Below are 19,159 nucleotides of genomic sequence, written 5' to 3' on the forward strand. Positions count from 1 at the left end.
CCACTATATGTGGTTATCTTTTTTTAGAACAACACTATATGTTGTGGAAAATGGGGATTTTAAAGACCATACATTGTATAATTAAAGTATTAACATGGTAAAGAAAGGAAAGATGCAAAATGCCAAGATTTTATGAATTAGAAGTACCTGAAAAAGTAATTACTGAACGTGGTGAAATTCATTACTTCAAACAAGCCAAGAAGCTTCAGGTGTCCTTGGGTAAGTGGAAAACCCTTGATGGTGAAGTTAAGCAGGGGAAAACAGTCACAATTGACCTTACACATTTCAAAGGCAATGAAGAACTGAAATCATTGTTGGAAATGGTCATTGCTGACCTTGAAGCAGAACCAGCTTAAAGGGTAATCTGGCATATCTGACACCCTAAAAAGGGGTGATGACAATTATTGAACGAAAATGAACGATTTTTAGAAAAAAGGTGGTGTTTACATGGGAAAACCCAATAAAGAAACAATTGCTATAAACCTTCTAACTTCCCCATCCATGAAGGAAGCTGCTGAAAAGTCAGGGGTATCAGTTAGCACAATTTATAGGCTAAAAAAGCAACCATCTTTTCAGAAAATCCTGAAAAATGTAAAGGATGACATATTTCATGAAGCCATGAACAAGGCACAAGGTTATTGTTTGGATTCACTGGAAACCTTGAAGAACATCATGCTTGATGAAGAAGCAACTGATTCTTCCAGGGTGAGTGCTGCAAGAAGCATCCTTGAATTAGGTTTGACCATGTATGAAGATGAAAACATTGTTCAAAGGTTAAAAGAACTGGAAAGAAGGCTTGGAAATGTTTAAGAAAAAAGTCACGTTAAGAAAACAAATTAATAAAAGACTTGATGAAATGGATGTCAAAGTTCCAAATAACAAGCCTTCCATTGCTTTCATTGGTAAACTTCCTGATGGTAGATATGAAGTGGTAGAACACTACAATGGGAAAAACTCAAATGGTATAGAAGTTACCCTTAAATATGTTGACAAAATCATTGACACCAAGGAAGAATATTTTTCACAAAAGCCTGATTGGAAGGTTTTTTATGGTGAAGCACCATTGGTTGAGGTTCTAAAAGACTTGCTAAAAAATCAACCATGGCAAATTGCAAAGGAATATTAACCTAACAAAACTTAACATTAAAAAAATTTGAAAGAGAGGTGTTAAATCATGCCTTATTTGCAAATGTGGAATGACTTAAAGGAAACTTTGTTGGAAAAGAAATTCCAGGTGCGTAACAAAAAGGGTAAAAGAAACCTTAATGAAGTTACTTTAAGCTGGGTATTACGAGAAATGCAGAAGGTTGACCCAACCATTACAGATGCAATGCTTACCCATCCTGGGGATGACAAGCCAATCACTGATGGATTTTAATTAGAAGAATAGGGGTGAATAAATAATATGGAATTAACATTTGAAGAAAAGCAACAAAAGATATTAGATTCTACTGGAAAGATTTTTGAAGCTTTTACTGGGATGACCAAAGATTATGTGAAGCTGATTAGGGAACATCATAAGATAATTACAGCAGATGGTTCTGCTTCCTTACCTGGTCGCAAAATAGCAAAGGGCATGTATTCTGATGAATACATAAGTCAACACAGGGCAACTACAAAGGAAGCTGTTAAGGATTTGAAAAAGGCTTATATTGATAAAGCCAAGGAAGTTGTAAACAGCATAAAAGAAGAATATGGTGTTAAGCTGCCAAAACCACCTGTTGTTCCATCAGCAGCAGGTGAACAGATGCGTTACCAGTTGGAAAGGAATAATAATCTAATCCTTTGGCAAGCACAATTAGGATCAGCTACAATTGACGAATTAAAAGCCTTGCACCAGGAACACCAAAGTAATCCTGATTTCATGATTCTTCTTGAAGCTGAATTGCGTAAACGTGATGACAATGCTGATTTGCAAAGATTAAGGCTTGAAATTCAAAACCCTGTAAATGATAAGGCTTTTGAAAAGCTAAATCAGATTGCGGTTGGTTTGGACAACCTGAATCAGATACCTTACTTCCCTGCAAATGTTAAAAATGGGTTCAGTAACATATCTTACAGAAATGTTGATGATGACTTGGACAAGTTCCCAATTCCTGAAGGAACACCAGGGATTCCTTACAGACCAGTTTTTGATATTGTGGAAGATTAATTGAATGGTTGAATGATGTTTGGATGCTGCACCTTTGTTGGAATACTTCACTGGTGCAGCAATTGCTTTATTCAGGGGGTGAATAGTTTGTTGAATGTAAATGCAATTGAAAATGATTTATATGCAAAAGTGTGTGATGGTTTTGCTGAATATGCGGAAAAAAGACTTATAAAGTATCAAAGTGTTCTTGATTTTTTAAGGGCAACTGACTTAAAAGCTATTGTAAATCTTACTACTGGACAGGTTTATGAATTATATGTTGGCTTCTGTGAATCCAGGGGATATGAAAAGCTAGAACATACAGTATTTTCAAGGACAATTTGTGAATGTGGTTTTCAAACTCATCACCTAATTAAAACTGTAAATGGAAAGCGGAAGAAAAATATCTATTTTACAATGTGGTAATTGGGGGAGGGCTGGAATGGATGTATTACAAAGAAAAGAAGATGATAAAAGGCTGAAAAAACTAATAACCGCTTACAAGAATGGAAATCAAATTGCATTGGTTGAAATATTTGAATTCTGTGAAGGTATGGTTGAGCGAATGTCAACTAAATATTATTCCATTGCTATCAAAAGAAGTATGTCGATTGAAGATTTGAAACAGGAAGCATACCTGGGGTTGCTTGGGGCTGTTAATCATTTTAAGGTTTGCAAGGATAACAGTTTTATATCATATGCCTTTTCAGCAATGAATTATCAGATATTGGTATATATCAGGAACAATTCTAACCAGTTTGTTAAAACTGATGTGAAAAAAGGCTTTGCTTCTTTATCAAGCATGGATGAAGCACTAAATGGTGAAACAGATACAACTTTAGGTGAAATGTTGCCTGATGAATGTAGTGAAGATGAATTTCATGAAATAGAAAAACTGGTTGATAATGAAATCCTGAAAAAGGACATCCAAATGATGTTGGAAGATGTCATTGCAAGTGATGCTGAAATAGCCTTAATGAAAGATATATATGGGCTGGATGGTGAAACATATTCCCTTAATGAAATATGTGAAAAGCACAATCTAACATTAAAGGAATTGGTCTTTAAAGAAAGACTAATGGTAATGCAAATTAGGAATTGTGGTAAGCTGGAAAATTATTTAGAAAAGTTTGATTACCACTGCAAAGAAGCTTACAAGTATGGGGTTCAAAGGTTTAAGGATACCAGGGTTTCATCAACTGAATATGTGGCATTTATGAACATGGAAGGTCAGGAAGATTTAAGAAGAAAGGTGGTGAATGAAGAATGAATCAGAACATTGAAGTAATCAATCCTAAATTATGGGCAGTTAGGTTTAACCTTATCCCATTCATCAAGGAAATTGATTATAAGCCTGATGCAGCAACACCAGCATATGAAGAACCTGCAAGAATAACCAATGATGGGAAGTTGCTTCTGAACAAAGATTGTCCAATCTATCAGCTTATGAAAGACATGTTCCCAAAGATTATGAAGAAGAAAGATGAGCAGTTGCAAAAAGAATTGAAGAATTCACAGATTAAAATGAATAAAACTGATATGGAAATTTTATATGCTTCTATGCTTCAGGTTGAAATAGAGCGTAGAGCAAAAGAAAGGGGTGAAAGTTAATGGCAACAATACAAACATCTTTAAGATTGCATGATGGTATGACAGCAGGTATGAAGTCAATAAAAAATGCCTTGGATATTACAATAGGCAGCTTTGAAACCCTTCAGAATGTATCCAGCAATGCAATTGATAGCAACAGCATCAAGACAGCAAGGGAAGAATTAAACAAAGCACAATATGCTTTTGATAATGTGGAAAGAGAAATCAAGGAAGCTGATGCAGCACAAAGGAACTTCAATGATAATATCAGGAATGGTCAAGTGGCTGCTGATGGCTTATCAAGAAAAATTAAAATGATAGCTGGAACATTGATTGGTATTGCTGGAATAAGAAAAGGAATCAGTGCCATTGGTGATTGGTTGGGGCTTGCGGATGTGCAAATTGCTTCAGAAAGACAATTGGCAACTGTAATGGCAAATATGGGTGCAACAAAAGATGAATTTGAATCCATAAAGAAAACAGCTTCCAATATACAACTTGATACAACCTTTGGTGATGAAGCATTACTTGGCGGTGCTGCTGAACTTGCCACTTATCTAAACTCAGGGGATGCAGTTGAAGCCATGATGGGAACACTTGCTAACTATGCAGCAGGTATGGGTGGAATGGATGTCAACAAGGCAGGAATGGTTGAATATGCAACACAGCTTGGAAAAGCTTTAGATGGTCAATTTGATGGTTTAAGAAAGAAAGGTTTTGATGTTACTGATGCACAGAAAGCCATAATTGAACATGGTACTGAAATGGAAAGAGTTGCAGTCATAACAGATATTATAGACCAGTCATGGGCAGGGCTTTCTGAAACATTGGCAAAAACACCACAGGGGCAAATTTTACAAATGAAAAACACCTGGGGTGATATTAAAGAAACTGTTGGAAATCACTTGTATCCTGCTGTTCTGCGGTTCTTCCAAACATTGAATTCAAACTTACCACAGGCTGAATCAATGATGATGGGGCTTGCTGGGGCACTAATAGTTGTAATTGACTTCATGACCAATGCACTGAATGTGGCAACCGCTGTTTCAGGCTTCTTTGTTGATAATTGGTCACTAATAGCACCAATCATTTATGGTATTGCTGGGGCATTGTCGGTTTATTATGGGGCTGCATTGATGGGTGCTGCTGCAACTGGAATACTGAAGGCTGCCAAGATGCTTGCTGTTCCTGTCTATGCTGCTTTAACAGGGGCAACAATGGCAAACACTGCTGCCCAATGGGGGTTGAATAAAGCCATGTATGCAAACCCCATTGTTTGGGTGATTATCCTTGTGGTGGCACTGATAGCAATATTCTATGCAGCAGTAGCAGCGGTGAATAAGTTTGCTGGAACATCAGTAAGTGCAACAGGTATCATCATGGGTGCTTTTGCAGTAGCAGGGGCATTTCTCTATAATAGTTTTGTTGTTCCTCTTTGGAATGGCTTTGCAACCCTGGCAAACTTCTTTGCAAATGTGTTCAATGACCCTGTTGCATCCATCAAGATACTGTTCTTGGATATGGCTAAAACAGTAATTGGGTATATCAGCACAATGGCAAGTGCAATTGAAAAAGTCATCAACAAAATACCAGGTGTAACAGTTGACATGACCAGTGGACTTGATAACATTTACAGCAAGATTGAAGCAGCTTCCCAAAAGATTAAAAATGAATCTGAATGGGTTGAAGTTGTTGGAAGGTTGGATTATAAGCAATATGATAAAGCCTTTCAAGCTGGATACAGTGCTGGTGAAAACTTTGATAGTAGGTTCAGCCTTGGGAACATCCTTGATAGTGCTTCTAACTCATTAAGTGCCTATGAAATGGGTAACACTCTTGATGGAATTTATAATGGTGTTGATGATACTGCAATGAATACAGCATCTATGAAAGATTCCATGCAAGGAAGTGAAGAAACCCTGAAATATATGAGGGATATAGCAGAAAAAGAAGCTGTCAACAGGTTCACTACTGCTGAATTAACACTAAACTTAAACAACACTTTTGGTGATATTCATGAAAAAGCTGACCTTGATGGCATAGTAACCTATCTTGAAGAAAAGTTCATGGAAGCATTAGAAGTAGGTGCTGAAGGTGTCCATAAATAAGTATTAGTAATACACCCCCTGGGCTTCGGTTCAGGGGCTTTTTTTATGCCCAATGACAGAACTTCCAAAGAAGTAACATCCTTCCCCATAATGTGACAACCCCATTTATAATATAAGTAGGGCAGTTCTACTGCCAAATATTATTTTGGGAGGGTTCAGGATGAACAGAAAACAAAGAAAAAGCATTGCAATTCTAATTATGGGGGTGTTCCTGCTTGCATTGGTGGCTGGTCATTCAATTCAACCAGTGGCAATGGCTTCTGATGAAATAACAAGGGAAGTCGATACAATACAAGAATTACTTTCAGCAATATATCATGCTTCAGATGGTGATGTTATTGGGATTACAGGAAGAATTGCAGTGCATTATGATGATTTGGTAATTGGGGGAAATGGTAAGCGTGTAACCATAAAAAGAATGAATTCTGAAAGCCGAATAACTATGAATTCCAGCAATTACGTTGTGACCTTTCAGAACATTACCTTTGATGGTGCGGAAATTGTTTCATCCCATCCATTTGTCTATTCGCAAGGTGATGTGCTTTTTGAGAATGTTAATTTTGTAAATTGTTATTCGTCAACTGAAGGTGGTGCGGTAAGGGTATTAATGGGAAGTGCATACTTTGACAATTGCATTTTTGACAATAACAGAGCAGTTCAAGGTGGTCACATTTATGTATCTCAATACCCACCTTTCACAAATGTTGAAATTCATAACAGCACCTTTATAAATGGACATGCTACAAGTGATGGTGGCGCAATAAGGGTTGACAGGTCACCAACCACTTGCAACATATATTCCAGTATCATAAAAGACAATTCAGCAGATAGTTATGGTGGTGGTATTTCCAATTATGGGCGAATGATAATTGAGGACACCAAACTTTATGATAACACTGCAACTTATGGCGGGGCAGATATTGCAAATGCTACTTATGGGAACTTAAACCTATTAGGAATGACTTTAGAAATCATGACAGACCTGTTTGAAGAAGATGGTATTGTTCCTTTAGGTTGGGTAAATGATTATGATTTTGAATCAGGTGTGGAATTCTTTGACATAGACCCTGAAGCAGATAATTCCCTTTTCAAGCTTGAATATGAAGTTCCACCAACAGAAGTGATTCTTGACCCTGAATCATTGGGTGTGGCTGGTGATGAAAAAATTACAGGGCTTGAATCAGGGAAGTATTATAAAGTCACAATGGATGATGTTATAAGCTATACCAAGGCAGATGGAACACTGACCACAGATGAAGCAGAAGCTGAACCGCTTCTTGGAACTGAAATCATTGGTTTGACCAATGGGATGACATACAGGGTTGAAGAATACACCCGACCAGTTGAAGAAGAACCTGAAGAACCTGGTGATGATGAAGAACCCCTAGACCCCATTGATGATGAAGAACCAAATGATGAAGAACCTGGTGAAGAAGATGAAACCCCTGGTGATGAAGAACAGGAAAATAATGACCAAGAAGAACAAGAGCAGGAAGAAACTGACCAGGATGAAACTGAAGAAACTGAAACCCCTTCAGAATCAAATGCTGACCAGGTGAGTTCCCAAGAACAAAGTTCAACATCATCTTCTTCATCAAGGTCAACCACAGATATTGCAGAAATCAATCCAAGTTCCAGTTCAACAGTCAATAATTATTTTTATGGTGATGACCGTTCCAGCAGCAACCACCAAACCCCATCAGATGCCCCTTACAGCTTACCAGTGGCACAATCAGGTGCAACCAATCCCCAAACACCAGTGACCCAAGAACAGACCATCAAAATTGATGCTGCAAGCCTTATTCCTGATGGTGTGAAGGTTCAGGAAGATGGAAATGGGCTGACCATCAATGTCAATGTGAATGTTGGTTCTGAAGGTAATGGTGGAACTGTTCAGGCACAGGTTCAGCCTGATAATGGTATCCCTTTGGTTGATGTGGTGAAGATTTGCCTGTTGTTTGGTATCTTCATTTGTGTTTTCAAAAGACCTGGAAGCAATTAAGCCTTTATTTTGCCTTCTAAGGGGCTTTTAATACCTGGGGGATATAACCCCTTACCCATGCCCTGAAAGAAGCACAGGGGCAACCTGGCAGGGCAGGACAAGCAGAATAAGGGGTGTCGTTGTAATCGACCCCCTTTTTAAGATATAATCAAGAAAGGGGTGTATATTCATGGAAATAAAGATTGATGAAAAGCAAATTGCAGAAGCAATAATAAGTGAACTGAAAAGACATAACTTCATTGGTGAAAAGCAGAATGTTACTGTTGTTTATAATGCTGAATCAAATGATGTGCTTCATACAGTTTCAGAAGTTGCAAAACTATTGAAAACCAATCCTTCTTATGTATATGACCTAATTCGGGCAGGACTACTTCCAGGCTTGAAGCTTGGTTCAATGAAGGTGGCACGTTCTTCCTTGATGGAATTCCTTGAAAAATATCAGAACCATGACCTGACAGACCCATTCAATATAAAGCCATTGGAACAAATTAATGCTTGAATTAGCCTTATTACTTGAACCACTAATTCAAGCACAGGCGAAGGAGAATAAATCTTCAAATGGTGGAGATAGATAATCGGAGTGTCAGAAATCTGACAAAGCGATAATTAAAAAAATCGACACTAAAAAAGAAATCGCAAAACTTGCAGGTGTATCCCATGATACTGTGAACAAGTATAAAAATAACAAACAGGGTGGAATTGCCACCCTGTTTCCACCCTTGAGGACAATTTATTCAAATATGTCAAAATGGATTTAGTAAAGAATAATAAAACAGTTTCCGAAAAATGCCCATGTTATAAGGGTTACAGGATGCAGGTAAATGTATTTAGTAAAGAATAATAAAAGTGTTTTTGTTACTCTCAACATACGGGACATGTGGAGTGTGTGGCAAGGCTTACTAGGGTAAAAGTTAATACGATGTTTTAGAGGGTAAAGGACCTCTAGGCAACATGTGCCTAGAGGTTTATTTTTTGTAGCAGAGCTCAATTATTTGTTAGAATAGTAATAAATCATTACTTTAGTGCCTTCACCTTACTTTATTGACAAACTAGATTAAAGAGCATATTCTAAAGGTATAGCCCACCCTAGGGGGGATTATAATAAGAAGAAATGTATGTGGGAGGGATAAAAATGAAATCAGAAAAAGAAAAAGAAAAAGTCACAAGACTTTTAAAAACTGCTAGAGGACAGCTTGATGGACTACTTAAAATGGTCGAGGATGATCGTTATTGTATTGATATATCAAATCAGCTTATGGCAACAATGGCTATTTTGCGAAACGTTAATAGAGAAGTGCTACACTCTCACTTGGGTAACTGCGTTGAAGCAGCTTTTGAAAAAGGCGACTCTCACGTGAAGATACAAGAAATTATGCAAGTTATGGATAAGCTTTCTAAATAGCCTTAAACATTGGGTATGCTAAGGCGTTTCGTTGATGGATAAAAATAGATAAATTAAGGTTACGGAAAAGTTTAATTTATGTTAATATCGTGTACTTATAAGGAACCCCCCTCAGATTATCATAGTCTGAGGGGGGTTCTGAGTTACGGCAAATTTTTATGAGACACTATTGACAATGACAATGCAATATGTTAAATTGGTATTAACTAATACCCCACGGGGGGAGGGGGGTATCAGTTAAGGTTTGCATTGTCCTTTAGATTTAAAATAAGTTTGTAAATAATTAAAGCAGACACCCAAAAGGGGAGGAAGGAGAAAAGTTATGGCAGATAAAAAAACAGTATTTAAAGTAGAAGGTATGAATTGTGCTGCATGTTCAAGCAAAATTGAGAGAGCATTACAGAAGTTGGAAGGAGTGGATTCAGTTCAGGTTAACCTTACAACTGAAAAAGCTTATATAAGCTATAATGATAAAATTATGTTAGCTGACATTAAGAAGCAAATTCAAAAAGTAGGTTATAAGGTTGTAGAGGAAACGGAAAAGCTGACTATTGAGATAGAAGGTATGCATTGCGCTTCATGCTCTAGTAAGATAGAGAGAGCTCTAAATAAAAAGGAGGGGATTATAGAGGCGTCTGTTAATTTAGCCTTGAACAATGCCGCTGTTTCATTCAATAAAGATATGATATCCCAAGATGAAATAATTTCAGCTATAAATAAGCAGGGATACAAAGCAAGGATTAAAACGGAGCAAAAAGAGGATGAAATAGATAAAGACGAAAAGAGATTAAAGGATTCAAAAGGCAGAATGATTTGCGCTTGGGCTTTTACGGGCCCGGCGGCTATTTGGATGCTCATAGCAATGTCTATCGGAGGTCACGCCCATGGAGAATCAGCACTTTTCGATATTGGTATGCTTGTTCTAGCTGCACCTGTACTCTTTTGGGTAGGTAGAGATGTTTTTACATCCGCATTCAATTCTGTAAGACATGGTAGTGCAAATATGGATGTTCTGATAGCAATTGGGACTTTAGCAGCCTTCGTTACGGGAATTTTAGTGTTCGTAGTTCCTGTGGAAAACTATGCAGGTGTAGCCGGTATGATAATGGCCTTCCACCTTACTGGCCGCTACATTGAAACTAAGGCCAAGGGAAGAGCTTCCCAGGCTATAAAAAAACTCCTTGAACTAGGTGCAAAAACCGCAATTGTTCTTGTTGATAATAAAGAAAAGGAAATTCCAGTGGAAGAAATTCAACTGGGCGACATTATGGTTGTGAAACCTGGTCAAAAAGTTCCCACTGATGGACTGGTAACATGGGGCGAAAGTTCTGTGGATGAGTCCATGGCAACTGGTGAATCAATGCCTGTAACTAAAAAGACCGGTGATGAAGTCATCGGATCCACAGTAAACAGTCATGGTGTGCTTCATGTGAAAGCAACGAAAGTAGGCAAGGACACATTCTTATCTCAGGTTATTAAGATGGTTGAGGAAGCACAAGGAACTAAGGTGCCGATCCAGGAATTCGCAGATAGAGTAACTGGATTCTTCGTACCAGCAGTTCTAGTTATAGCAGCGGTTACTTTTTTCGCTTGGGTAGTATTCCCTAGTCAAATGTCAAGTGCACTTATGAGTGTGGGGCATTATATACCTTGGGTAAACCATCATCTCTCAGGGCCTATGCTAGCTCTTTATTCTACGATAGCGGTTCTTGTCATCGCGTGTCCCTGTGCACTAGGTTTAGCTACACCAACTGCTTTGATGGTTGGGAGTGGATTAGGGGCAGAAAATGGTATTTTAATTAGAAAAGGTGAAGCTATTCAAACAATGAAAGAAGCAAAAGTAATTGTTTTTGATAAAACGGGAACAATTACAAAAGGGAAACCAGAGTTAACAGATATCATAACAGTAAATGGAGATGAAGGGGTGCTACTGAGCTATGCCACCACCCTAGAAAAAAGTTCTGAGCATCCAATAGCTAAAGCTATCGTAGAGGCTGGAGAGAAAAGAGAAGTTCCTCTATACCAGGTTGAAAAGTTTAACAGTATAACAGGTAAGGGTGTAACAGGTAACATTGATGGAAAACTAATTTTCGCTGGTAACCGTAAGCTAATGAATGAACATGATGTTGACTTAGAAAATCATGAGCAAAAAATAATTGACCTGGAAAACGAAGGTAAAACTGTAATCATGGTAGCTGAGAAAGGAAAACTACTTGGGATTATGGCTGTTGCAGATACTCTTAAAGAAGATTCCTTTCAGGCACTAGAGGAACTTAGAAAGATGGGTATTAAAACCTATATGATAACAGGTGATAACCATAGAACTGCCCAAGCAATTGCTAAAAAGGTTGGAATAAGTGAAGTGTTAGCAGATGTTTTACCAGATGGCAAAGTGGACAAAATCAAGGAATTGCAGGGTATGGGTTACAAGGTAGCCATGGTTGGAGACGGTATAAATGATGCACCTGCTCTAACTCAAAGTGATGTAGGTATTGCTATAGGAACGGGAACTGACATAGCCATTGAAGCTGCAGACATTACAGTGGTAAGGGGTAACTTAACTGCGGTGGTTTCAGCTGTTAAATTATCCAAGGCTACATTTACTAAGATTGAACAAAACCTTTTCTGGGCGTTTTTCTACAACACAGTTGCCATACCCTTAGCTATATTAGGTTTACTTCACCCGGTGATAGCAGAAGCGGCAATGGCAATTAGCTCTATAAGTGTTGTTGCAAATGCAAACCTGTTAAGAAGGACTAAGATTTAAGGAAGCTTTAATAGCAGAAATAGCAGATTAAAAACGGGTTAATGTGGTTAGGAGGTTAAGTTGTGAAACAAGAAAAATTTATATCACTATCTTCAAAGGCTAAATATACTTTTGTGAATGGATTAAATGAGTTATTGAGCTTTTTGAAAGACGATAATCCCAAAATACTATCATCTGAAGAAAAAGAAGCCATAATGGATAGGTTAATTAGCATAAATATACAAATTGATGAAATTAAGTCCATGGTTGAAAATGATGACGACTATTCAGATATCATTAAGCAAATTGAATATTCACGAAGAGCGTTAACCGCCACAGAAATGCTGTTACTAGAAAGTCATTCTGTACCATTGCAGTAGCAGGGCGAGAGCATAAAAAATAAGATTTTATCTAATCGAAAGGGAGAGAATATGATGACAAAAAAAATACTGGTTGAAGGAATGAAGTGTGGAAACTGTATTAAACATGTGGAAATATCCTTAAGAGGTATAAGCGGAGTAAACAGTGTAGATGTAAATTTAGGGAAAAAGGAAATTTTAGTAGGAATAAGCTGTGAAGTTAGCAATGAAGTTATAGAGAATGCTATTAATTCAGAAAAGTACAATGTAGTGCAAATAGAAACGTTATAGTGATAGATAGCATGAGCCTTGGCAAATTTGACCAAGGCTCTTATTTTTGTATTTCTTTAATTGAACAGTGAAAACAAATACTTAATACTTGAGAAATGACAACTCCTTTGAATAATCGCAAATTAGGGAGCTCCCCTAATATTATTAAAGGTGTTAAGCATCTCAAGGAACTTGAGAGCAAGTGCTATCCATTTAGTATTTTTGTTTACACTATCAACTCCAGACATGTGGAGTGTGTAGCAAGGCTTACGAGGGTAAAAATTAATACAATGTTTTAAGAGTGAAAGACAAACATATCATGGTTGCCTAGAGGTTTATAGAGTCTATGACTATTTATTCCAATTAGTGAGGGATAGAGAACACACATTTCAAGGCTCATAGCGTAAGTGATGGGTGGTTCAGAAAGAATAGTCTGAGTACAAAGTAAAGAGGTAAAAAGGTTATGGGAAGAACTTTCGCAGAGTAAAACTGACCAAATTTGAGTATTTGACCATACAAAATATAAAAGGCTGCTGTTATAATTAACTTATGAACCACGGTCATATTAAATAAGTAATAATTATGATCATTTAGGAGGAGTACTAATGAAAACTAAAAAAGGTGAAGAAACATATAATAATATCCTTGAAGCGGCAGAACAATTATTTGCTGAGAAGAGTGTTAGCAAAGTAACGATAAATGATATTGTTCAACGCACTGGTATTGCAAAGGGGACATTTTACTTATATTTTGAATCTAAAGAAACATTGATTTGGGAGTTCATGGATAAAAAATTTGGATACGCTGACCAATGGATGAAAGAAATTGTATTGAAAGGCTACAATGATGATGAACTTCATGAAATCATTGACTTTATCGTGTCGTTCGTCAAAAAGCACATTAGAATATTAAGAATAATGCACAACGTTAGATTTCATGGATTTCTAGGAATTAGACGTCTAGAGGATAGGTACATGAAAAAATGGATTACACCATTTTCACTTTGGCTCGAGAGAGGTCGTCTTGAAGGAACTCTTAGTATTAATGATTCTCAATTTATGGCGAACTATTTGATTGTAACGTTACATGAAATATTAGACCGTGTAATAATGGATGATTTTCCAGTTTCTATAGAAGAAGTAAGAGATGAGCTTAAAGTTCTCATAGTGAAATTATTGAAATAAGGAGAGTGTAGAATATGATAGATAAAAGTATCCAAATAGAAAAGAAGAACGGGAGCAATTTGTATGTAAATATATTAGAAAAAAGTCCAGAAGCACCTAATGTAATATATATCATGACCCCTATGGGTGATGTGAATAAATTTAAAGAGTGTTACTCTCCATTAGTAAAGTATGGCTGTAATGTATTTGCTTTAAGTTTTTCGGGCATAGGAAAAAGCGAGGGGCTAATGGAAGATTTTTCAATGGATTCCGTAACAGATGATATTGATACCCTTGTCCGCTATATTATAGAAAACTACTCTGAAGATTTACATATGTTTGGAGCAACTGGGATGGGTGGTATAATAGCTCAAGCATATTTAGGGAAATCAAGCGAGATTACTGATAGAATCAAGAGTTTTGCACAGACTGGTGTAGCAATACATGGAGATATGTCTATAATGCCAAATTCTAGAATATATAAGGTACTCAATATAATAATCCCTTTTATCTCTAAAGCATTTCCAAGGTTTACCATCAAATTTAAAGTCCCTAAGTTTAACGGTGTAAATGCTGAAAAGGAAATGGAGTGGTATTTAAAATTCCAAGAAGAAAATCCAAGAGCATTAGATATGCATATAGCTTTTGTTCAGACACTTTTAGGCTTATTTTTTAATTCCAAAAGTCCTATAAGGAATAAAGTAAGTTGCCCAACCTTAGTGATTATTCCAGAACATGACCGTTATTATAATCCGTCATATGTTAATCGTTATTATGAATCACTAGACAATCCTAAAAAAATTTACACGATGGATGATAGCCATCTTGTATTTACTTGGAACTCACAAGAGATCTGTAGAGAAGTAGGTAAGTGGGTAGACTCATACTCTAAGGAACAAACAAGTATTAATGAGTGCAGAGTATCTCCTTATGATGCATCCTGTTCCTATTGAAATAATCTGTTATCACTGTCAATAGTCTGCTGAAAAATATCTAAAAGGATATTTAATACTACATGGGATGAACCCCCAAAAGACCCATGACTTAAATCAATTACTAAAAATGCATTCTAATATATCTGACAACTTTGCTGAGATATCAGATCAATGTTCTGACATAACAGCTTATGGAGTACAACCAAGGTATCCAATGCAGTTCGTGTTAGAGGAAGAGATATGAAAGAGGGATTAGAAAGTGCAAAAGTAATTAGACACTTTATTCCAAAAGTAGCTCCAGAAATCATGAAAGAAAAATAAGTTTTTATGCCTAATTTAAAAGATCCCTGAAAGGCGATCTTAGAGCAAGTGCTATCCAATTGTTGTTTTTGATTATACTATCAACTCAAGACATGTGGAGTCGGTTGCAAGGCTGACGCGGGTAAAAGTAAATACGATGTTTTAAAGAATTATGAGCGTATACCCACAGAAGTGTGGTGGTTATACGCTCTATTTTTTAATGTGCAACCACAGGTTGCGAAAAATTAAAAGTCTAGTTGGTTGAGTTTTTAGCCCCAAACATATAGTATTAAGATATAAACTATGTTATTAATTGTAAAAGGGGTGGTCCTGTGAATCTTGGGGAGAAAATTCTAGATTTAAAAACTAAAAGTAATATGTCTCAGGGTGATTTAGCTGATACTTTAAATGTATCCAGACAATCAGTTTCGAAATGGGAAACGAATACGTCGGTTCCTGAACTTGATAAACTACTGAAAATGAGTGATATATTTAATGTCTCACTTGATGAATTAGCCCGAGGAAGAAAAACAATTTCTGAATCAAATAATGTGGTCAATAAAGAGCAAACCTCTGGATTCCCCCTGCGGAAAATCATTGGACTGGGCTTGCTTGGGGTTGGGTTTATAATTTTTGCTGTACTGCTTGTGGTAGACCTATTAATGGCGTCGATTCTTGCATTACCATTTATTATTACAGGGCTCATCACTTCATTAGTCAGAAGACACGCAGCCTTATACTGTGGCTGGGCACTATATATTATGCTTTACTGGTATTTCAGATCGTTTACAGCGGTGCGTATATTAGATATATTCAACATACTGATGTATCTAACGGGTAACATCTCACTTATTATTATTGATTGGATCATGGCAATAGCTCTTGTAGCATTACTTACTCGAACATCTAGGTTAATAAAGCGCTCAGAGAATGGAAAGTCATATAGTTAGAATAAGATAAATTTCGTATTGTATATAAGGGTTAGATGGAAAACTTAATGAAGTTTGCAATACAGATAGCAATGTTTTCAGTCTGCTTGATGAGAAGATGGTTTCTAAAAAGGAGTTATCAAGATCAAAGCTGATTTGGAAAGAAAATACATAATAAGGCAAGGTTTATATGACACTAAATTATCTACTGCGATAAAATTAAACTGATAATTAGGAAGATTCAATGTTGAACTATCCAAAATTACCGGATAGTTCACTAAAAAAACGTCAGACAGTGTCTGATGATTTAAAAGATAGTAAGGGATAAAATAATATTCCATCCATAGAGCGCCAAATAGCCCAGGATGAATGGTGAATATGGATAATTTAACTAGTGCAAAAGAATGGCTAAGGTTAGCAAAAATGGATCTAATGAGTGCAGAGTATCTCCTTAAGAAGAATCCTGTGCCTATTGAAGTAATCTGTTATCATTGTCAGCAGTCCGCTGAGAAATATAAAAGGGTATCTAATACGATGTTTTAATAAAAAATAGATGAACTGGTGTTTGCTAAGATACTCTTGTTATGAGGGTATCTTTTTTCTAATTGATATTAGTAAGTATATTTTTGATTCACTGAATAAAATTCTTTTATAATATTGTTGTAATTAAGAAAACATAAGAGTATAATCTTAATATCCCCTATGGGGGGATATTAAGAGGGTGAGGCGAATGTTTATATGAAGCAGGAGCAGATGTTAGCAGTAAAGAAACAGAAGTCAGACTATGTTAGTATTAAGACAATCCTTTTATTAGCTGTTCCGGCAATGATTGAAAACATATTACAAGTATTTATAGGCGTAGTAGATACATATTTTGTTGGCAGGCTTGGTGCAGAAGCTATTGCCGGAGTTGGAGTTACTAATTTAACTATGAATGTATATATTGCATTCTTTCTGGCATTAGGGATAGGGACAACAACTGTTGTATCAAGGTATATAGGGGCAGAAGATAATGAAAAAGCTAATCATGCAGTTAAACAGTCATTAATAATGGCTTTATTGATAGGATTACTGTTCGGTAGTATTAATCTAATTTTTTCAAGGAGAATTTTGCTACTACTAGGAGCTGAGTATGGGATAATTGAATATGCTTTGCCATACTTTCTAACTGTTGCTGTTCCCTCTGTTTTTTTATGTGTAAATATGGTTTTATCTAGTGCTCTACGAGGAGCTGGGGATACTAAAACACCCATGAAAGTTGCAATTGTATCAAATATAATCAATGCAATACTTGACTACATATTAATCTTTGGAGTATTTAGTTTTAGTGGCTTTGGAATTTTAGGAGCGGGACTGGCTACTACCACTTCTCGACTAATAAGTGTTTTTCTACTAATAAAAAAAATCAATAGCAATGGCACTAAAATTAATATACTTATATTTGAACAATGGAGAATTGATTTTGAAATGTTGACTTCTATTACCAAGATTAGTATACCTGCTGCAGTGGAAAGGTTAATTATGAGATCAGGTCAGCTTATTTATGGAGGCATGATTATAAAAATTGGAACAGAAGCCTACGCTGCCCATAATATTGCAGGCACAATAGAAACCTTTTCTTATTTGCCTGGCATGGGCTTTGGCGTGGCAGCGGCTACCCTAGTAGGTCAGAGCCTTGGTAAAAAGAAAGAAAATGAAGCTCAAAGGCTTGGTTTAATGTCATATCTATTATCTACAGGATTTATGATTGTTGTGGGAGCTATTTTTTATATTTTCGCACCATTTCTTGCTAGCTTATTTACAAAAGATGAAAGTGTTATTAACCAAGTCGTTCAAGTACTAAGGATAATTGCTTTGTTTCAACCCTTTTTATGTATTACACTAGTTATAACATCAGCACTCCAAGGAGCAGGAGATACGAAGTTTCCCATGTATTCATCTTTGATAGGTATTTGGGGAATTCGAGTATTAGGAGTATATATATTATGTATGAAATTAGGATATGGCTTAGTAGGCGTCTGGATTGCTTATGCTATGGATATAACTGTTAGAGGAGTAATTCTGATGATACGATACATAAAGGGCAGATGGAAAAATGTAAGTATATCTTAGTTTTTACAAAGGAGGATTGAGAATATGAAAGAACACAAGCACCCTAATCAAAAACAAATAATAAATAGAATGGCTAGGGTAATTGGTCACTCTGAAGCAATAAAAAGAATGCTAGAAGAAGAAAAGGAATGTGGTGAAATATTGATACAAATTGCTGCTGTTAAATCAGCTTTAAATAATGTGGGGAAATTAATCTTAAAAGACCATATCAATCACTGTATTATAGAAGCAGCACAGAATGAAGATGATAAAGCATTAGAAAAATTGGGTGAAGCTATAGACAAGTTTATTAAGTAGAGAATTTATAACAATTTCTTTTGATAAATAGAATAAACTCATTTAATTGGTATAGTTTTTCTAGAATTGCTTTAGGATTAGTACATAATTTTACATCATTAAGAAGTAACATACAAAAGGGGAGAGTAAAATGATTGAAGCGATAAATCTCGTAAAAAAGTATGGGGAAGGCAATACAGAAGTAAATGCTTTAAATGGTATTAATTTGAGTGTTAAAAAAGGGGAGTTCGTGTCCATACAGGGCCCATCTGGTTGTGGGAAGTCTACACTTTTAAATATAATAAGCTGCCTTGAAAAACCAACAAAGGGAGAAATTTTGATTGATAATATAGATATTTCAGAAGAAAATGACGGCAAGCTGGCTGAAATAAGACGAGATAAAATTGGTTTTATATTTCAAAGCTACAACTTGATTCCAACTATGAATGCCATTGAAAATGTAATGCTTCCTATGATGTTTGCAGGTAAAGACGATAAACTAATAGCCCAGAGAGCAAGTATGTTACTTGAAATGGTGGGAATGGAAAAGAGAATGAATCATAAGCCAAACCAGCTAAGCGGTGGTGAGCAACAAAGAGTCGCTGTTGCTCGATCATTAATTAATGATCCACTACTTATTATCGGCGACGAACCAACGGGTAATCTTGATAGCAAGACAGGCAGTGCTGTCATGGAAATGTTGAAAAAACTTAACGAAGAAGGTAGGACGATTGTTTTAGTAACCCATGACACTGTGGTGGCAAATATGGCTCATAGAGTGTTACATATAAAAGACGGACAGTTTATTGATAACCAACCTGGGCAGGAGGTATAGA

Annotated in this window: 23 protein-coding genes; all 23 read left to right on the plus strand. The window is 36.4% G+C overall.

The features are described from left to right. Positions 1-119 precede the first annotated feature (119 nt). The 23 genes from HYG86_RS11360 (at position 120) to HYG86_RS11470 (ending at position 19,158) form a co-directional block, all read left to right on the plus strand. Entirely contained in the window at positions 120-356 is a 237-nt protein-coding gene (locus tag HYG86_RS11360) for a hypothetical protein (protein ID WP_213165686.1), read from the plus strand. A 91-nt stretch (positions 357-447) separates the two neighbouring features. Then, entirely contained in the window at positions 448-810 is a 363-nt protein-coding gene (locus HYG86_RS11365) for a hypothetical protein (protein ID WP_213165687.1), read from the plus strand. Next, positions 803-1,126 (plus strand): hypothetical protein, encoded by a 324-nt coding sequence (locus HYG86_RS11370; RefSeq protein WP_213165688.1) that lies wholly within the window; start codon positions 803-805, stop codon positions 1,124-1,126. The genes HYG86_RS11365 and HYG86_RS11370 overlap by 8 nt, the downstream gene beginning before the upstream one ends. 48 nt (positions 1,127-1,174) lie before the next feature. Then, a complete protein-coding gene (locus HYG86_RS11375; RefSeq protein WP_213165689.1) occupies positions 1,175-1,378 on the plus strand; it encodes a hypothetical protein in 204 nt (67 codons plus the stop codon). Between the two features lie 27 nt (positions 1,379-1,405). After that, positions 1,406-2,152 carry a hypothetical protein gene (locus tag HYG86_RS11380; protein ID WP_213165690.1) on the plus strand — a complete coding sequence of 249 codons (747 nt, stop codon included), beginning with the start codon at positions 1,406-1,408 and terminating at the stop codon, positions 2,150-2,152. 87 nt (positions 2,153-2,239) lie between these two features. Beyond that, the gene (locus HYG86_RS11385; protein WP_213165691.1) at positions 2,240-2,557 is read left to right on the plus strand and encodes a hypothetical protein; all 318 of its coding nucleotides are present in this window, start codon (positions 2,240-2,242) and stop codon (positions 2,555-2,557) included. A 16-nt stretch (positions 2,558-2,573) separates the two neighbouring features. Then, complete coding sequence (locus HYG86_RS11390) at positions 2,574-3,401, plus strand: sigma factor (protein ID WP_213165692.1); 828 nt, start codon at positions 2,574-2,576, stop codon at positions 3,399-3,401. Then, positions 3,398-3,742, plus strand: coding sequence for a hypothetical protein (locus HYG86_RS11395; RefSeq protein ID WP_213165693.1), 345 nt, complete (start codon positions 3,398-3,400; stop codon positions 3,740-3,742). Before HYG86_RS11390 ends, HYG86_RS11395 begins: the two co-directional genes overlap by 4 nt. Further along, the gene (locus tag HYG86_RS11400; protein WP_213165694.1) at positions 3,742-5,829 is read left to right on the plus strand and encodes a tape measure protein; all 2,088 of its coding nucleotides are present in this window, start codon (positions 3,742-3,744) and stop codon (positions 5,827-5,829) included. The genes HYG86_RS11395 and HYG86_RS11400 overlap by 1 nt, the downstream gene beginning before the upstream one ends. A gap of 160 nt (positions 5,830-5,989) precedes the next feature. Then, positions 5,990-7,831, plus strand: a complete 1,842-nt coding sequence (locus tag HYG86_RS11405; RefSeq protein WP_213165695.1) for a hypothetical protein — start codon at positions 5,990-5,992, stop codon at positions 7,829-7,831. A 169-nt stretch (positions 7,832-8,000) separates the two neighbouring features. Next, on the plus strand, positions 8,001-8,330 hold the full coding sequence (locus HYG86_RS11410; protein ID WP_213165696.1) for a helix-turn-helix domain-containing protein: 330 nt from the start codon (positions 8,001-8,003) through the stop codon (positions 8,328-8,330). Between the two features lie 633 nt (positions 8,331-8,963). Beyond that, complete coding sequence (locus HYG86_RS11415) at positions 8,964-9,233, plus strand: metal-sensing transcriptional repressor (RefSeq protein WP_213165697.1); 270 nt, start codon at positions 8,964-8,966, stop codon at positions 9,231-9,233. 322 nt (positions 9,234-9,555) lie between these two features. Beyond that, positions 9,556-12,000, plus strand: coding sequence for a heavy metal translocating P-type ATPase (locus tag HYG86_RS11420; RefSeq protein WP_213165698.1), 2,445 nt, complete (start codon positions 9,556-9,558; stop codon positions 11,998-12,000). Positions 12,001-12,062: 62 nt separating this feature from the next. Next, positions 12,063-12,359 carry a metal-sensing transcriptional repressor gene (locus HYG86_RS11425; RefSeq protein WP_213165699.1) on the plus strand — a complete coding sequence of 99 codons (297 nt, stop codon included), beginning with the start codon at positions 12,063-12,065 and terminating at the stop codon, positions 12,357-12,359. 51 nt (positions 12,360-12,410) lie between these two features. Further along, positions 12,411-12,629 carry a heavy-metal-associated domain-containing protein gene (locus HYG86_RS11430; RefSeq protein ID WP_246451755.1) on the plus strand — a complete coding sequence of 73 codons (219 nt, stop codon included), beginning with the start codon at positions 12,411-12,413 and terminating at the stop codon, positions 12,627-12,629. Between the two features lie 584 nt (positions 12,630-13,213). Continuing rightward, a complete protein-coding gene (locus HYG86_RS11435) occupies positions 13,214-13,792 on the plus strand; it encodes a TetR/AcrR family transcriptional regulator (protein ID WP_213165700.1) in 579 nt (192 codons plus the stop codon). A 14-nt stretch (positions 13,793-13,806) separates the two neighbouring features. Then, positions 13,807-14,724 (plus strand): alpha/beta fold hydrolase, encoded by a 918-nt coding sequence (locus HYG86_RS11440; RefSeq protein WP_213165701.1) that lies wholly within the window; start codon positions 13,807-13,809, stop codon positions 14,722-14,724. A gap of 67 nt (positions 14,725-14,791) precedes the next feature. Further along, positions 14,792-14,950, plus strand: a complete 159-nt coding sequence (locus HYG86_RS18190; protein ID WP_246451756.1) for a HEPN domain-containing protein — start codon at positions 14,792-14,794, stop codon at positions 14,948-14,950. A 388-nt stretch (positions 14,951-15,338) separates the two neighbouring features. Beyond that, positions 15,339-15,956 (plus strand): helix-turn-helix transcriptional regulator, encoded by a 618-nt coding sequence (locus HYG86_RS11450; protein WP_213165702.1) that lies wholly within the window; start codon positions 15,339-15,341, stop codon positions 15,954-15,956. Between the two features lie 357 nt (positions 15,957-16,313). After that, positions 16,314-16,478 carry a HEPN domain-containing protein gene (locus HYG86_RS11455; RefSeq protein WP_213165703.1) on the plus strand — a complete coding sequence of 55 codons (165 nt, stop codon included), beginning with the start codon at positions 16,314-16,316 and terminating at the stop codon, positions 16,476-16,478. Positions 16,479-16,673: 195 nt separating this feature from the next. Beyond that, positions 16,674-18,047, plus strand: a complete 1,374-nt coding sequence (locus tag HYG86_RS11460) for an MATE family efflux transporter (protein WP_246451757.1) — start codon at positions 16,674-16,676, stop codon at positions 18,045-18,047. Positions 18,048-18,071: 24 nt separating this feature from the next. Next, positions 18,072-18,344 carry a metal-sensing transcriptional repressor gene (locus HYG86_RS11465; RefSeq protein WP_213165704.1) on the plus strand — a complete coding sequence of 91 codons (273 nt, stop codon included), beginning with the start codon at positions 18,072-18,074 and terminating at the stop codon, positions 18,342-18,344. Positions 18,345-18,474: 130 nt separating this feature from the next. Continuing rightward, complete coding sequence (locus HYG86_RS11470) at positions 18,475-19,158, plus strand: ABC transporter ATP-binding protein (RefSeq protein WP_213165705.1); 684 nt, start codon at positions 18,475-18,477, stop codon at positions 19,156-19,158. The last annotated feature ends 1 nt before the right edge of the window (position 19,159 follow it).

Source organism: Alkalicella caledoniensis, assembly GCF_014467015.1.
Taxonomy (GTDB): domain Bacteria; phylum Bacillota; class Proteinivoracia; order Proteinivoracales; family Proteinivoracaceae; genus Alkalicella; species Alkalicella caledoniensis.

Coding starts and splice junctions, on each gene's coding strand:
- HYG86_RS11440 (WP_213165701.1), top strand. CDS start 13,807: ATGATAGATAAAAGTATCCAAATAGAAAAGAAGAACGGGAGCAATTTG.
- HYG86_RS11430 (WP_246451755.1), top strand. CDS start 12,411: ATGATGACAAAAAAAATACTGGTTGAAGGAATGAAGTGTGGAAACTGT.
- HYG86_RS11375 (WP_213165689.1), top strand. CDS start 1,175: ATGCCTTATTTGCAAATGTGGAATGACTTAAAGGAAACTTTGTTGGAA.
- HYG86_RS11415 (WP_213165697.1), top strand. CDS start 8,964: ATGAAATCAGAAAAAGAAAAAGAAAAAGTCACAAGACTTTTAAAAACT.
- HYG86_RS11380 (WP_213165690.1), top strand. CDS start 1,406: ATGGAATTAACATTTGAAGAAAAGCAACAAAAGATATTAGATTCTACT.
- HYG86_RS11370 (WP_213165688.1), top strand. CDS start 803: ATGTTTAAGAAAAAAGTCACGTTAAGAAAACAAATTAATAAAAGACTT.
- HYG86_RS11420 (WP_213165698.1), top strand. CDS start 9,556: ATGGCAGATAAAAAAACAGTATTTAAAGTAGAAGGTATGAATTGTGCT.
- HYG86_RS11460 (WP_246451757.1), top strand. CDS start 16,674: ATGAAGCAGGAGCAGATGTTAGCAGTAAAGAAACAGAAGTCAGACTAT.
- HYG86_RS11365 (WP_213165687.1), top strand. CDS start 448: ATGGGAAAACCCAATAAAGAAACAATTGCTATAAACCTTCTAACTTCC.
- HYG86_RS11360 (WP_213165686.1), top strand. CDS start 120: ATGCCAAGATTTTATGAATTAGAAGTACCTGAAAAAGTAATTACTGAA.
- HYG86_RS11405 (WP_213165695.1), top strand. CDS start 5,990: ATGAACAGAAAACAAAGAAAAAGCATTGCAATTCTAATTATGGGGGTG.
- HYG86_RS11410 (WP_213165696.1), top strand. CDS start 8,001: ATGGAAATAAAGATTGATGAAAAGCAAATTGCAGAAGCAATAATAAGT.
- HYG86_RS11400 (WP_213165694.1), top strand. CDS start 3,742: ATGGCAACAATACAAACATCTTTAAGATTGCATGATGGTATGACAGCA.
- HYG86_RS11390 (WP_213165692.1), top strand. CDS start 2,574: ATGGATGTATTACAAAGAAAAGAAGATGATAAAAGGCTGAAAAAACTA.
- HYG86_RS18190 (WP_246451756.1), top strand. CDS start 14,792: ATGAACCCCCAAAAGACCCATGACTTAAATCAATTACTAAAAATGCAT.
- HYG86_RS11435 (WP_213165700.1), top strand. CDS start 13,214: ATGAAAACTAAAAAAGGTGAAGAAACATATAATAATATCCTTGAAGCG.
- HYG86_RS11395 (WP_213165693.1), top strand. CDS start 3,398: ATGAATCAGAACATTGAAGTAATCAATCCTAAATTATGGGCAGTTAGG.
- HYG86_RS11455 (WP_213165703.1), top strand. CDS start 16,314: ATGGATAATTTAACTAGTGCAAAAGAATGGCTAAGGTTAGCAAAAATG.
- HYG86_RS11470 (WP_213165705.1), top strand. CDS start 18,475: ATGATTGAAGCGATAAATCTCGTAAAAAAGTATGGGGAAGGCAATACA.
- HYG86_RS11465 (WP_213165704.1), top strand. CDS start 18,072: ATGAAAGAACACAAGCACCCTAATCAAAAACAAATAATAAATAGAATG.